Here is a 13715-nt window from a genome sequence, read left to right on the forward strand (position 1 = left end):
GCAGTTTGCGCTTTCAACCCAGTTTATGGCCAGGGAATGACCGTTGCTGCACTGGATGCTCAGATGCTAGATCGATGCCTGCAAAAGCAAAGAGAGCGGTATCCAGAAGGCGATTTAACAGGTTTTGCGCGACAATTTCAACAAAAACTAGCAAAATTACACACTATTCCTTGGATGTTTGCCATTAGTCAGGATTCTCGCTATCGGGGAAGTAAAGGTGCAAAACTAAACCTTGCTACGCGGCTGACAATTGATTACATGGATATAGTGTTAAAAGTGCTTGTCGGAGATGCTAAAGTTTGTCAAACATTTTTGGAAGTTCTGCACATGATTGAGTCGCCTGCGGTACTTTTTTCTCCCAGTATTGCGCTTAAGGCGATCGGGCAATTAGTCACCGGAAGTCAGAAGGCAGAATTAAAATAAAGAGTTTATACAGAATCAGATTATTTTTGCCAATTATATTTTTTCACCGCCGCCGATGAAGGAAGATAAACGCAGATGAAATCCTATTCATCTGCGTTGATTTAACCTGATATTATGTTTCCTCGAACCTGGATGATAAAAAGCGTGACTTTTTCGACTGCGGTTTTCGAGTATTTCACGTCATAAGATGGGTAAAAACCGATTTTGTACTCAATTGTGTGTTTGTGAAATAAATTATTAGATTTATTGCAAAAATTGTTTGTAGTCAGGACTTACTCACAGGACTCAAGAAACCGGATTTTTTACCCATATCCCTCGCGCTTCCCGCTATATAGTCGGAAAAAAAATCGGTTTCTGCATCCTAGACTAATATAGACTTGTGGCATTGTCACTTGCCAGCCAAACAATCTAATTGTTCTTGCATTTGGGCGGTAACTCGCTCGAAACAAGCATCAACATAATCGCGATCGCGCGCCGCCTCCGAACCATACCTCTCAAATACAATCGGTTCGCAGACGCGAGTCCGAATTTGCACGGGTAAAGGCAAGTTCGGCAAAGGCCCAACACTCAATCCCCAAGGCAATCCCAAATACACCGGCAATACCACTGGATCGATTCCAAATAGCCACGGCATTCCCAATTCATGCAATTGCTTTGCTTGTTCGTACAAATCTGCCAAAACTATCAAAGTATCGTGGGCACCGTGGGATATAATTGGTAGGATGGGCACTTCTTCTCGCAATGCTAATTTGATAAATCCCTTGCGTCCGGCAAAATAGATTTTATCGCGCAAGTGGTGGGGGCGGAAAACATCTTGAGCGCCGCCCGGATAGACGAGAACTGGGGCATTTTTCCGCAAAGCTGCGATCGCCATTTTCGGATGCGCCTTGAGGGCTCCACACTGAACCGCCATGCTAGCAACATCAGGAGAAACTTGCCAAACCGTGGGGTGCATCAATCCGTAGGCCAAGCGTTCCGTGCCGTACCTGCGGAACCATTCGTATAGGAACATAAACATATCGGGAGCGGCGAGTCCCCCGTTGTGAGAACCGACAACAAGCATTTTTCCCTGAGCGGGGACGTTGTGCCAGCCGTCGCTTTGTACGCGAAAATAGTAGCGGTACAGCCATTCCCAGATTGGCAACAGAAGCTTAATGAAGTCGGGATTGCGATCGTCTAAAGATAGACCGTCAAAGGGATATTTAGAGGATTTGCTGTCTTTTTTGTTAGTAGTTTTTGTCACTGCCAAAATATTTAACGCTTCGATCATTATATAGCAGAAGGAAGAAAATTATAACTCTCGAAGAAAGAAGGCTTGAGTTATTTGGGAAAGAAGGAATAAGGGAGGAGATTAGTTGGGCTTTTCCTCTTTTTGTGTGTGCGCTAATCGCCCTCGCCCTGCGAAAAAAAAGATTTTTTTATCATTAATATACTCCAATTCCGAAGGAATCTACCGCATTAGTTTGAGCAAGTGAAAACCTCATAAACATCGAGCGCTGTTGCTATAGCAATATAATTAAATCAGAATTGGCGCAAATATTTGGTTTCTGATTTGAGTGGGCTGGTTTTTTTCGGAGGTTTTGTGCTGGTTGTCTCCACACGGACAAAACCGTTTGCAAACAGCTACAGCAACTGTCGCTGATGGCGGGGCGGCTTTAGCGACAAAAACACAACTGTGTCTCAAGCCGATAAGTTTCCGTTTTGGAAGATTTTATCAAATTGACGCCAGGCATCGGGTCAAGGCGAGCGATTGGTGCTGTTTGCCACAATTTTAAGAGGACTTACCCACGTACTACGATTTTCTGTCCGAAGATGTAGTGAAGCAATCTCAAACCCTTGATTTAACGGACTTGAGTGCGTAAGTCCTGTTTAAGTAAGGTACGATCGACAGTGGAGATCGAAGAACTGTATCCGGCTTCCGACACGCCAGTATGACGATGGGGTCGAGCGCGCCAATCGCCTGTCACTCAGAATCTGGCAGCATCTCAAGCACCATCTCTGTCTCGAATCTGCCAAGAATTCACCTGAAATGTAGCCCCATATTACTCAACTGCAACAACTGACAGCTAAATAGTTTAACGAACACCTGACAAGATATTGGCGGACAACAGATGACTTGGATTCCTAGCAAACTGTGCCGCATTTAAACTGTTAACTGTTGAGTTTTGACTTTCCCGCTCTCCCATTCCCCGACTCGGACACTCTCGCCATCTCCCTTCCCCGCTCTGCCATAATGAGTCATTTATCGGCGTAGCAGCTTTATTTGTCTTCGCTCAACTCACCAAACATTAAATAATATAAATAAAACTTGACTTGCGGTCATAAAAAAGTTATACAAAGCTTTTTGGTGGAAGACAAATCGATTTTTTTGCTATATTGACCTGCAATTAAGATAATGATTGTGGTTAAGTGAGGAGTTGAACGGATGAAAAACTTGAATTGCTGGAATAAACCCGCTGCATTGCTGGGCGCAATCGCGATCGTCGCCGGAAGTTTGCAGGCGAATGCCATCGGTGTAGCCACCCCATCAACATCCACGGTCAGTCAAGATGCGGAAAATATTTCCTTTGAAGATAGCGCCACGTTTCAAATAGCCCAGGCTGGCAACCTTTGCCGTAAAGTCACTCCCAAAGAAGGTTTGACCGTTCGCCAGAACCCAGACCCCAAATCCCCTAGAGTGGGCGGGGTAGGACTTAACACTCAGGTAACGCTCTCCCAAGGCGCTACTTCGGTTAAAGCCTCCGACGGTCGCCTCTGGATTCAAATTACCGCTCCCGTCACAGGGTATGTAGCTAGCGGCTATCCCAACGACGAAAGTAATTTAGGTTCGTGCACCATTAGTCAAACTCCTTCCCCAAGTCCCGCACCGGCACCTGCACCCGCAGCAACACCCGCACCAGCACCCGCGCCTGCACCGACACCCCGTCCAAGTCCCGCACCAGCACCAGCACCAGCGCCAGCACCAGCGCCAGCACCAGCACCAGCACCAGCGCCAGCACCAGCGCCAGCACCAGCACCAGCACCAGCGCCAGCACCAGCACCAGCACCAGCGCCAGCACCAGCACCAGCGCCAGCACCAGCGCCAGCACCAGCGCCAGCACCCGCACCAGCGCCAGCACCAGCGCCAGCACCCGCACCAGCGCCTGCAACGGGCCCAGTAAGTCTGTGCCGCCAAGTAGAACCTCGCGTAGCGCCGAGGGGTCTAGCTATCCGCACCGAGCCTTCAAAGACTTCTGCTGTTAAAGGCGGTGTACCGGCTAACGGTCAAGTAACGCTTGTACCGAATTTCCAGTTAGTGAAAGATAAGAATGGAGAAAACCGCAATTGGGTTGAGATTTCAGCCCCTGTGGCCGGATTCATCTCGGCTGGAAATTTGATCATGTGTAAGTAAACTTGTGAGTTCGATCGCTCTTTTTGAGTAAAAGAGCGATCGACACCGAAAATAGTTTTAAGATTGTTGCGCTGCAAGCGAACCAAGCCCAGCCCAGACTGCTTCCTGGACTTACGCATGAATAGCTTATTTCTGTCGGGAAGCAGCGGTAGCGAATCTTTCTAGGCTTATGTTTTTCGTCGGTTGCATCAAGTCCTAGCTTGGTTCCTTGCAAGGCACGCGGGATGAATGAATTTAAGCAAAAAGCCGATCAACCTTTCTACTGACAGCGCCCGCTTGCCCAATTTTGGTGTCCGCGATTTGGTTGACACTTCGATTGTCGGCCAATCCAGACAATTTCCCACTTATTTTGTCTGAGTCTGAGTTCGATGCGGTGTCGCATTGCAGCGACAGAATCGTCACCTAAACCGACGACGGTTTGGACAATTACCGCTGTTTCTCGCGTGGGATATTCAACCGAAATTTGATCGCTTTTTCGACCTTCAGATTCTCGGTTACTGCTAAAGAGTTTTGCTGCGATATCTTTGGGGTTGGAGACGGTAATTTTGCGATCGGCAAGGAACTGTTTAGCGTTAATTGCTTTGTAGTTTGATCGGGCTGCGGGCTGCCCCATTGCTGCGATGGGAATTTGGATGCAGGTAAAGACAGCTAGGAAAAAGAGCGATCGTTTGACAATTGATGGGTTCATCAGGCTTCAGATTGTGCCAGAAATTGTTGTCTTCGAGATGCGAAAGCCGCTAAATCTGCCTCGGTGAATTGAGTTTGCTGCCATGAGGGACGCGACATTAGTCGATCGCACCAAGCTTGAATTTTAGGATAGCCGTCTAGGGACACGCCAACCCAAGATAGCAAGGGCACGACGGTGCCGGCAACGCACTCGGCAAAGGTGACACTGTTGCTGGCGAAAAAAGGGCGATCGTCCAGCAAGCCTTCAAAGAATTTCAACACTGTATCGACTTTTTCTTTTGCCTTGGCGATTTCCTGCGGTTGGGGAGTTCCCCATCCCATTTTTTCACTGCTTAGCGGGGAAAGTCCCGGCATAAGTTCGTTAACCGTAACCATTTCTACCATTCTCACAACTGCCAAATCTTTCGGTTCTTTTGGCAGCATTGCCGGTTCGGGATACTTCGTTTCTAGATAGTCAAGAATTGCTAGAGACTCGACGACAGTGAAGTCATCATCGACCAAAACAGGGATGCGGTGAAAAGGATTGATTGCGATAAAGTCTGGCTGCAAGTGATCGCCGTCCAAGTGGATTTCTACTAATTCAAAGTCGAGGTTTTTTTCTAAGAGGGCGATCCACACGCGGCGGGAGTTGGGGGAAATGGGAGTGTGGTAAAGTTTCATAAATGGTGGGGGTAATTATTGAAAGGTAATATAGCAATCCTAAATCAGTTTCAATAACTGGTTAACTGGTCCCCAGGCAGAGCCTGGGAACCGATGTCCAGAGGCTCTGCCTCGGCCCAGACTATGGAGGCAGAGCCTCCGGATATGCGTTACCAGGCAGAGCCTGGTAACGAGTAAACGTCTTAAAAACTAAATAAACATTCCCTTAATTCCTTAATATTTGCCGAAGTTCGCTGCTGCTAATTGTGATGGTGGCTGACATTTGCCCGATCTCTGCTCACTTTACCATTAATCAATATATCATCCCCACCAACTTCTAAAGCTCCTTTAATTGGCTGATTATTGGCTAATAGTGACTTCCTGATGCACAGACGAGGTAATCGCCTCTACTAGAAATAATCGCTCACTAAGTGACAACTTCTGGGTTAATTAAACTAATTCTTGAAACGATATTTTTTTGGATGTTTCTGAAAATTTATCATTCTGAGCTGGCGAAAAAACCTCACCATAACTTAAATTCTTGACTGAAGTATTCTGCTCTAAAGTTGTCGTCATGTCTGCGTGAAGAAGCTCTAAAAATTTAATATCGTTCCCTAGATCGGCAGCCTCATCCTCATCTACATCTTCAATTACTTGCAAACGTTCTTGATAGGCATTGATTTGATGTTCAATGGCTTCTATAATAAACCTTAAATCTTTAAATGATAGATTCATGTTAGCTTACTATCCTATAAATCACCTCTACAGGTAGTATGAGGGGTCGATTTCAGAGTCATCGTCAGAGGTACGTTCGGCACGAATCTCGTCCATAATTTCCTGAAAATCTGGATCGTCTTTAAACACACCCGCAAATTGCATCCAGGTGGGTTCTGAAGCCTGAATCGGTACTTCCCAGGAAATAGCTTCAATATGCTTAAGTCGTTCTAAAAATGTGGTTTGAAGTTGGGTAATTGCTTCTTCCCTAGTTGCTGCTTCAACTCGACAGTGCGGAAACTCGAAAACAGAAGCAGAAACCTGTCCTGATGAGAGGGTTTCTAACAGGAGTGTCACTTTTAATTGGCTAGAGGGTTGGGATTGCAATACATTTAAGCTTGTTACCATGTTTAAATCACGATTTTTAAGTGCTGTCTTGATTGTATCGCAGAAAAAAAATCCCTCACCATTTCAGGCAAGGGGCGATCGCTATGAACCCAAAGTCACACTAAATCCCGATGGATGAATGTTGGGTTTTATCCGCCAACGCAGCATACGGAAAAGCAGCAATGCCTTCGGCGGGATTCCCCAACGCACTACAGCGTCCAATCTTCGATCGAGAGTCCGGGAACTTGCCCAAAGTCTCGTTGGTTGCGAGTGACAACCGTACCACCGATAGACAAGGCAATGGCAGCGATCCGCATATCTTTTTCCAGGCGATTTTTCCGCAGGGGCGGGTGATCCTTTAACAGTTTCTTGAGACAAGTATCAGCTTCCGGTGTAAAGTCCAGTACCTCAATAGTTTGGAGATATTTTACAGTTGTCCAAAGTTTAGAATAGAGTCCAGGTAAGTTATGCACCAGGGACGGATCGTTAATCCTGCCAACCCAGCCATTGAAGAGTTCTTGAACCGTGACAATAGTGACGGAAATCTCATGTTTTGCTGCGTTGGCGATAACTTGAGGATTATTCTGGAGAATGAGTGAAACGTGATCGGTATCCAGAATACATTTTTTAGAGAGGGAGACGGTTTTTTGCGACATTTTAATCCTCAGAATTAACTGTCACCCAGGGTTAGGTTTTTGGATATCACCTCGTTATAAAGCCGTAAAAACCCAAAAAGCCGAGGCGATGATCCGCCCGGCAAGGGTTCAGTATTTTATTTAATTATTGGTTTGGTTCGATCTTAAAACTTCTGCTTCAAGATGTCAAGAGTTTCCTGGGTTCTCAATATGTAGAATTATTGAGGAGCGGAATGATAAGAAACTATCACGTTCCGTTCTGTAACAATTACCAAAATAACAGGGCGGGCTTTTGGGCCCGCCCCATCAAACGATCGACTTAGTAATCGAAGTCGCCGCCGCCCATGCCGCCGCCAGCGCCAGCAGCAGCAGCGCCGTCCTTCGGTTCAGGCTTGTCAACGACGATGCACTCGGTTGTCAGCACCATACCAGCAATAGATGCGGCATTTTGCAGAGCAGAACGAGTCACCTTCGCAGGGTCAACGATACCAGCTTCAAACATATCGACAAACTCATTTGTCGCTGCGTTGAAACCGACGTTGAACGGCTTTTCTTTGACGCGCTCAGCAATCACAGCGCCGTTCAAACCAGCATTTTCAGCAATCCGCTTCAGAGGAGCAGCCAGAGCACGTGCCACAATCAAAGCACCAGTCAACTCTTCGCCCTTCAGGCTGCCATTTGCCCACTCTTCCAATTGAGGAGTCAGGTGAGCCAAAGTTGTACCGCCACCAGGAACAATTCCTTCTTCTACAGCAGCTTTGGTAGCGTTGATCGCATCTTCAAGACGCAATTTGCGATCCTTCATTTCTGTTTCGGTAGCCGCGCCGACTTTGATCACTGCGACGCCGCCAGCCAATTTGGCCAAACGTTCTTGCAGCTTTTCTTTGTCGTAGGAAGACTCGGTTTCGTCCATTTGACGGCGAATTTGTTCGCAGCGGGACTTGACGGCGGCTTCGTTACCTTCGGCAACAATTGTGGTGCTGTCTTTGGTGATGGTGATGCGGCGGGCTTTGCCGATCATGTCGAGCTTGGTATTTTCCAGTTTCAAACCGGCGTCTTCGGTGATTAGTTGACCGCCGGTCAATACGGCGATATCTTCTAACATGGCTTTGCGTCGATCGCCAAAACCGGGTGCTTTAACAGCAGTCACATTCAACACACCGCGCAGTTTGTTGACAACGAGGGTAGCTAGAGCTTCTTTCTCAATGTCTTCTGCAATGATCAACAGCGGGCGGCCGGAACGAGCTACTTGTTCGAGCACTGGTACTAAATCTTGTACCAGAGCGATTTTCTTGTCTGTCAGCAAGATGAAGGGTTCTTCTAGAATCGCTTCCATCCGCTCAGTGTCGGTGACGAAGTAGGGAGAAATGTAGCCTTTGTCGAAGCGCATCCCTTCGGTGATTTCCAATTCGGTGGTCATAGACTTCCCTTCTTCCAGGGAAATCACGCCTTCCTTGCCCACCTTGTCCATTGCGTTAGCAATCATTTGGCCGACTTCATCGTCGTTACCAGCAGAGATGGAGCCGACTTGAGCGATGGCTTTGGAATCTTCTACTTGTTTGGCGTGTTCGGCAATTTTTTCTACCAAAAACGTGGTTGCTTTGTCAACGCCGCGCTTGAGGGCGATCGCATTTGCGCCGGCTGCTACGTTACGCAGACCTTCTTTGACCATTGCGTGAGCCAAAACGGTAGCAGTTGTGGTACCGTCGCCTGCTGCGTCGTTGGTTTTGGAAGCTGCTTGACGGATCAGGGCAACGCCTGTATTTTCTACGTGGTCTTCTAGTTCGATTTCTTTGGCGATGGTAACACCGTCATTGACGATCTGAGGAGCTCCGAATTTCTTTTCGAGAACCACGTTACGGCCTTTGGGGCCGAGGGTTACGGCCACTGCTTCGGCCAAAATGTCCATACCGCGTTCGAGGGCGCGACGTGCATTTTCGTTGTAGATGATACGCTTAGCCATAGTTTTTGGGGATGAGAGGGTTTGAGATTTTGGATTGGGGATGATGGATTTTAGTCATTTGCCCCGTGTCATTAGTTGTTTGGCGGCGTTCGCTTTAAACTAATGACTGATGACTAAGGACTGATGACTAATGATTAATTAGTTAACGATCGCCAGAATGTCTTTTTCTGCAAGCAAGACGTATTCGTCTGTGCCGAGTTTGATGTCGGTGCCGGCGTATTTCGAGTAGAGAACTTTGTCGCCGACTTTGACTTCCATTTCTGTGCGGCTGCCGTCGTCATTGCGCTTGCCAGGGCCCACGGCCGCGACTTCGCCTACTTGGGGCTTTTCTTTCGCTGTGTCGGGCAGAAGGATGCCGCCGGCGGTTTTTTCTTCGCTAGCGCTTACTTTTACGAACACGCGCTCGCCTAACGGTTTAACGGTAGAAACACTCAGTGATACTGCTGCCATAAATAAATCTCCAGATTACAGATTGTCGTGAGTCAGTCGTCAGGGGTCACGATGAAAGCAACAGCGGACTACTTACAACTGACATATTAGCACTCTCGACTCCTGAGTGCTAATTTAGCTTTAGTCAGGGTCGATCGCAACTTAGTTGTCAGTACGGGTTCCCGAACCGAGCATGAGTTGGAGGAAAGGAGAAGTGGGAGTGGGGGCTGGGGTGATGACTTTAGACCGCTAACCAATTACTTTTGATTGATGAAGACAATGACAGAAAATAACGAGGAATCTTGCAGCCAAGGCTTGAGCGCTTGCGTCCAAAGCCTGGGAATCGCTCAAATCGAGCGGCATATTTTTATATGTGCCGACCAAACCGTGCCCAAGTGCTGCGATCGGCAAACGAGTCTGGAGGCGTGGAATTACTTAAAAAAACGCTTGCAAGAATTGGGGTTGGACAAGCCAAGTGCCACTCGACCAACCTGCGTCTTTCGCACGAAAGCCAATTGCCTGCGAGTATGCGCGTCTGGCCCGATTATGGTAGTCTATCCAGACGGAGTGTGGTATCGCGACGTTACTCCACCCGTCATTGAGAGAATTATTCAGGAACATCTCCTAAACTCAAAGGTAGTTCAAGAATACGCTTTCTTGACTCATCCTTTGCCTGTGCCTCGTGAGGCGGAGCCAAACATTTAAGTGTAGCGCTGTTTAAAGTACAGGGTTATAGGTAAAGTGTTAAATTTAAGGTTAAGGGTGAGAATTTGAGACAGTTTGGCGTCCGGGCGATCGCACCTGCTACAGTTCAATAAAACTGTAGCTTAGGTTCTTGTCTTCCTTGTGCGGCTTCCCGTGTTCCTTGTGTTTCTCAAAATGTACAGTAAAAAAAATCTATCGGAGGAACTGAGAAATTTTGTGCAAAAATTTCTCAGTGGCAGACACTAAGCAGGTTGCCAAACTACACTAGAAACAGTTAAATACGTAAGTAGGGAGTCTGCTTAAATTTCTCTATATCAGAAGTATCATTTAAAACTGGGGCATTAACCTAAAATTGAACCGATCGAGATTAAAGATATTTAACTTGGGCTCTGTTAGCGAGTCTCCAATCAATCAAGGCTGATCTTGATAGGGCGATCGTCCATTACTGGTTTTGGCTGCGTTCCAGGTCGTAAGACACTCACAAACAGCCATCAATTACAGGTTGGGAAGCGGTAATACCCGCCCCGCTTTCCCTCACCGCCATCCCTTCACCCGATCGTCGTCCTCCCCCCCAGCCGGGTGGCGGAGGACTGACCGAAAAAACAGAAGTGAAAACAAGGAAGTGTGCGGGATACTTTAGCGGGAATAAACATGACAAAGGACAATAATTCAGGAGAGCAAAAACGGCTGATGCTGGTTGACGACGACCCCAACTTGATCTTGCTGGTCAAGGACTACTTGGAGTTTCGGGGTTACAACGTCATTACAGCAGAAAACGGCAGAGACGCTCTGGAAAAACTAGAACAAGAAGTTCCCGACTTGATTATCTGCGACGTGATGATGCCGGAAATGGACGGCTACACTCTAGTCAAACACATCAGAGAAGACCCTCGCACGAGCTGGATTCCGGTTCTTTTCTTGTCCGCAAAAGGTCAAAGTTCAGACCGAGTAAAAGGCTTGAGCACGGGGGCTGACGTTTATATAGTCAAGCCTTTTGAACCAGAAGAACTGGTAGCCCAAGTGGAATCTTCTCTGAAAGCAGCATCCCGCTTGATTCGCCACTCAAATCCCGGTATGGAGAGTGGCCCAAAAATTAAGGCGCGCCGCAATGTCGAATTGACTCCCACTGAGTTAAAGGTGGTACAGTTGCTAGCGCAGGGTATGGCAAACCGCCAAATCGCAGACGTGATGAATGTCAGCCAGCGGACTATCGAAAGCCACGTCAGCAATATGCTGGGCAAAACAGGTCTGCACAACCGGACAGAGTTAGCTCGCTGGGCCCTTGAAAGCAAAAAGGCTTGAGCGGAGGTAGTCTGCGCTATGAAATCAGGGGAGCAAAATCTACTGCTATGCGCTTCGGTATGCCTGCTTGGCGGTAGGGCGGTGGGGGCGGTAGTTTGAAGGCGCCATTAACCTTGACACGGCAGCCGGTATTGAGTTACGAGGCGTATAGTTTGTGAGAGTCCCTCGCTCAAATGCAAGGAGGGTTAAAAGAACCCTCTGGCGGTAGAGCCGAAAATATGAAATACTGGGGAGATGGAGTTTTCTGAAGTTTAATCTATTGCCTCAGTTAGCTCCATGTTGCTAAAATGTGATATTTAGATTAACTTCTTTCTACAATTATTAGGTCTAAGTTTCTATGACAAACTTAATGAACCGCCTTTCTATTTTTGTGGACGGGAACAATATGTTCTACGCTCAACAAAAGAACGGCTGGTTTTTTGATCCTCGCAGGGTGCTCGAATATTTCAAAACTTCGCAGCCGAATGTCATCTTGATCAATGCTTTCTGGTATACGGGTCTGAAAGACCCCCAAGATCAAAGGGGATTTCGAGATGCTTTGATCAGTCTAGGTTACACGGTTCGCACTAAAATTCTTAAGGAATATTACGACGATGCTTCGGGCAGATATTCTCAAAAGGCTAATTTAGACATAGAAATTGTGGTTGATATGTTTAATACCGTGGATCAATACGACCAAGTTGTACTGTTTAGCGGGGATGGGGATTTTGAGAGGGCGATCGAGCTGCTTCGCTCGAAAAATACTCATATTACTGTGGTATCAACCGAAGGAATGATTGCTAGAGAGTTACGAAATGCTACAGATAGGTATATAGACCTAAATGAAATTAGGGAACATATCGAGAAGATGGATTATTAGTCAGTAGTTATTAGTCATTAGTCAGTAGTCAGTAGTCAGTAATTATTAGTCATTAGTCATTAGTCAGCAGTCATTAGTCAGTAGTTATGAGTTATGGGTTATTAATTATTCGTTATTGGCGCGAGACAGGGGACTGGTGACTGGAGGCTAAAAATCCAGACAAACGGACAAGTAAAAATCAGGAAAACACTTTTTTAGAGCTATGAAAACTCAACCAAGTCAAGACCGGATTATTATTTTCGATACGACTTTGCGGGACGGAGAACAATCTCCGGGTGCATCTCTGAATGTGGATGAAAAGCTGACTATTGCCCGCCAGTTAGCGAGATTGGGCGTGGATGTGATTGAAGCGGGTTTCCCTTTCACCAGCACGGGAGATTTCGAGGCAGTCCAAAAAATAGCCCGATCGGTTGGCACGGAACATGGGCCGACAATTTGCGGTTTAGCACGGGCGAGAAAGCCGGATATTAAAAGAGCAGCAGAGGCTCTGAAACCAGCCGCCAATGCGCGAATTCATACGTTTCTGGCTACGTCTGATATTCACTTGGAGCATAAGTTGAAAAAGACGCGGGCTGAGATTCTGGAAATTGTGCCGGAAATGGTGGCTTACGCTAAGTCTTTTGTGGATGATGTGGAGTTTTCCCCGGAAGATGCTTGCCGATCGGAACCGGAGTTTTTGTATCAGGTTCTAGAACGGGCGATCGCAGCCGGTGCGACTACTGTTAATATTCCCGATACTGTCGGCTACACGACTCCGAGCGAATTTGGGGCTTTGATTCGGGGAATTAAGGAAAATGTGCCGAATATCGATCGCGCAATTATTTCGGTTCACGGTCACAATGACTTAGGATTGGCGGTTGCTAACTTTTTGGAAGCTGTGAAAAATGGCGCCAGGCAGTTAGAATGCACGATTAACGGGATTGGCGAACGGGCGGGAAATGCAGCTTTGGAAGAGTTGGTAATGGCGCTTTACGTGCGGCGCCAATATTATAATCCGTTCTTGGGCCGGGCTGCGGATTCTGAGGAACCGCTGACAAATATTGACTCGCGCCAAATTTACAAAACCTCGCGCTTGGTTTCCAATTTGACGGGGATGTTGGTGCAGCCAAATAAGGCGATTGTTGGGGCAAATGCTTTCGCTCACGAGTCGGGAATTCACCAAGACGGGGTGCTCAAAAATAAGCTGACATACGAGATTATGGACGCTGAGTCGATCGGCTTGACAGAAAATCAAATCGTCTTGGGCAAATTATCCGGCCGCCACGCATTTCACACTCGCTTGAAAGAGTTGGGTTTTGAAATGGCCGACGATGAGCTAAATAAGGCTTTTGTCAAGTTCAAAGATTTAGCGGACAAGAAAAAAGAGATTACTGATTGGGATTTAGAGGCGATCGCCAATAACGAAGTGCACCAAGCACCGGAACTGTTCCGGTTAGAATTGGTGCAAGTTTCCTGCGGCGACAAATCTCGCCCGACAGCAACTGTCACTGTGCGGAATCCGGCTGGCGAAGAATTGACCGATGCTGCGATCGGCACTGGGCCTGTGGATGCGATTTACAGGGCAATTAACCGGGTGGTAAA

General features: G+C 47.2%; 14 protein-coding genes and 1 pseudogene. 5 read left to right on the forward strand and 10 right to left on the reverse strand.

Annotated features, from left to right (window positions below; all coding sequences use genetic code 11):
• A pseudogene (locus QUA38_RS16890) lies at positions 1-423 on the forward strand (2-polyprenyl-6-methoxyphenol hydroxylase-like oxidoreductase); the annotation flags it as partial.
• 388 nt (positions 424-811) lie between these two features.
• Here the strand turns inward: QUA38_RS16890 and QUA38_RS16895 are convergent.
• The 10 genes from QUA38_RS16895 to groES form a co-directional block, all read right to left on the reverse strand.
• Positions 812-1693 carry a lysophospholipid acyltransferase family protein gene (locus QUA38_RS16895; protein WP_333163609.1) on the reverse strand — a complete coding sequence of 294 codons (882 nt, stop codon included), beginning with the start codon at positions 1691-1693 and terminating at the stop codon, positions 812-814.
• Between the two features lie 1567 nt (positions 1694-3260).
• On the reverse strand, positions 3261-3572 hold the full coding sequence (locus QUA38_RS16900; protein WP_333163612.1) for a hypothetical protein: 312 nt from the start codon (positions 3570-3572) through the stop codon (positions 3261-3263).
• Between the two features lie 115 nt (positions 3573-3687).
• Positions 3688-3933, reverse strand: a complete 246-nt coding sequence (locus tag QUA38_RS16905; protein WP_333163615.1) for a hypothetical protein — start codon at positions 3931-3933, stop codon at positions 3688-3690.
• A gap of 140 nt (positions 3934-4073) precedes the next feature.
• Positions 4074-4502 carry a hypothetical protein gene (locus QUA38_RS16910; protein ID WP_333163617.1) on the reverse strand — a complete coding sequence of 143 codons (429 nt, stop codon included), beginning with the start codon at positions 4500-4502 and terminating at the stop codon, positions 4074-4076.
• Positions 4502-5161, reverse strand: coding sequence for a glutathione S-transferase family protein (locus QUA38_RS16915; RefSeq protein ID WP_333163619.1), 660 nt, complete (start codon positions 5159-5161; stop codon positions 4502-4504). The genes QUA38_RS16910 and QUA38_RS16915 overlap by 1 nt, the downstream gene beginning before the upstream one ends.
• 429 nt (positions 5162-5590) lie before the next feature.
• Positions 5591-5875, reverse strand: a complete 285-nt coding sequence (locus QUA38_RS16920; RefSeq protein ID WP_333163621.1) for a hypothetical protein — start codon at positions 5873-5875, stop codon at positions 5591-5593.
• A 27-nt stretch (positions 5876-5902) separates the two neighbouring features.
• On the reverse strand, positions 5903-6262 hold the full coding sequence (locus QUA38_RS16925; protein ID WP_015174508.1) for a hypothetical protein: 360 nt from the start codon (positions 6260-6262) through the stop codon (positions 5903-5905).
• Between the two features lie 188 nt (positions 6263-6450).
• Positions 6451-6897, reverse strand: a complete 447-nt coding sequence (locus QUA38_RS16930; RefSeq protein WP_333163623.1) for a type II toxin-antitoxin system VapC family toxin — start codon at positions 6895-6897, stop codon at positions 6451-6453.
• 298 nt (positions 6898-7195) lie between these two features.
• Positions 7196-8839, reverse strand: a complete 1644-nt coding sequence (gene groL / locus QUA38_RS16935) for a chaperonin GroEL (protein WP_333163626.1) — start codon at positions 8837-8839, stop codon at positions 7196-7198.
• A 138-nt stretch (positions 8840-8977) separates the two neighbouring features.
• Entirely contained in the window at positions 8978-9289 is a 312-nt protein-coding gene (gene groES / locus QUA38_RS16940) for a co-chaperone GroES (RefSeq protein WP_006633072.1), read from the reverse strand.
• 258 nt (positions 9290-9547) lie between these two features.
• On the opposite strand from groES, the gene QUA38_RS16945 reads away from it, so the two are divergent.
• The 4 genes from QUA38_RS16945 to QUA38_RS16960 form a co-directional block, all read left to right on the forward strand.
• Positions 9548-9973, forward strand: coding sequence for a ferredoxin (locus tag QUA38_RS16945; protein WP_190737000.1), 426 nt, complete (start codon positions 9548-9550; stop codon positions 9971-9973).
• A gap of 651 nt (positions 9974-10624) precedes the next feature.
• On the forward strand, positions 10625-11275 hold the full coding sequence (locus QUA38_RS16950) for a response regulator transcription factor (protein ID WP_333038438.1): 651 nt from the start codon (positions 10625-10627) through the stop codon (positions 11273-11275).
• A 337-nt stretch (positions 11276-11612) separates the two neighbouring features.
• Positions 11613-12134: a LabA-like NYN domain-containing protein gene (locus tag QUA38_RS16955; RefSeq protein ID WP_006633075.1), complete on the forward strand. Its 522-nt coding sequence runs from the start codon at positions 11613-11615 to the stop codon at positions 12132-12134.
• Positions 12135-12336: 202 nt separating this feature from the next.
• On the forward strand, positions 12337-13715 hold a 1379-nt coding region (locus tag QUA38_RS16960; protein ID WP_333163629.1), incomplete at its 3' end, for a 2-isopropylmalate synthase.

The sequence above is a fragment of the Microcoleus sp. Pol12B4 genome (genome assembly GCF_036701385.1).
GTDB lineage: Bacteria > Cyanobacteriota > Cyanobacteriia > Cyanobacteriales > Microcoleaceae > Microcoleus.

Bases quoted from the DNA above. Each gene is read 5' to 3' on its own strand.
- QUA38_RS16925 (WP_015174508.1), bottom strand. From the start codon at position 6,262: ATGGTAACAAGCTTAAATGTATTGCAATCCCAACCCTCTAGCCAATTA.
- QUA38_RS16910 (WP_333163617.1), bottom strand. From the start codon at position 4,502: ATGAACCCATCAATTGTCAAACGATCGCTCTTTTTCCTAGCTGTCTTT.
- QUA38_RS16905 (WP_333163615.1), bottom strand. From the start codon at position 3,933: ATGCGTAAGTCCAGGAAGCAGTCTGGGCTGGGCTTGGTTCGCTTGCAG.
- QUA38_RS16950 (WP_333038438.1), top strand. From the start codon at position 10,625: ATGACAAAGGACAATAATTCAGGAGAGCAAAAACGGCTGATGCTGGTT.
- QUA38_RS16895 (WP_333163609.1), bottom strand. From the start codon at position 1,693: ATGATCGAAGCGTTAAATATTTTGGCAGTGACAAAAACTACTAACAAA.
- QUA38_RS16920 (WP_333163621.1), bottom strand. From the start codon at position 5,875: ATGAATCTATCATTTAAAGATTTAAGGTTTATTATAGAAGCCATTGAA.
- QUA38_RS16945 (WP_190737000.1), top strand. From the start codon at position 9,548: ATGACAGAAAATAACGAGGAATCTTGCAGCCAAGGCTTGAGCGCTTGC.
- QUA38_RS16930 (WP_333163623.1), bottom strand. From the start codon at position 6,897: ATGTCGCAAAAAACCGTCTCCCTCTCTAAAAAATGTATTCTGGATACC.
- groL (WP_333163626.1), bottom strand. From the start codon at position 8,839: ATGGCTAAGCGTATCATCTACAACGAAAATGCACGTCGCGCCCTCGAA.
- groES (WP_006633072.1), bottom strand. From the start codon at position 9,289: ATGGCAGCAGTATCACTGAGTGTTTCTACCGTTAAACCGTTAGGCGAG.
- QUA38_RS16955 (WP_006633075.1), top strand. From the start codon at position 11,613: ATGACAAACTTAATGAACCGCCTTTCTATTTTTGTGGACGGGAACAAT.
- QUA38_RS16915 (WP_333163619.1), bottom strand. From the start codon at position 5,161: ATGAAACTTTACCACACTCCCATTTCCCCCAACTCCCGCCGCGTGTGG.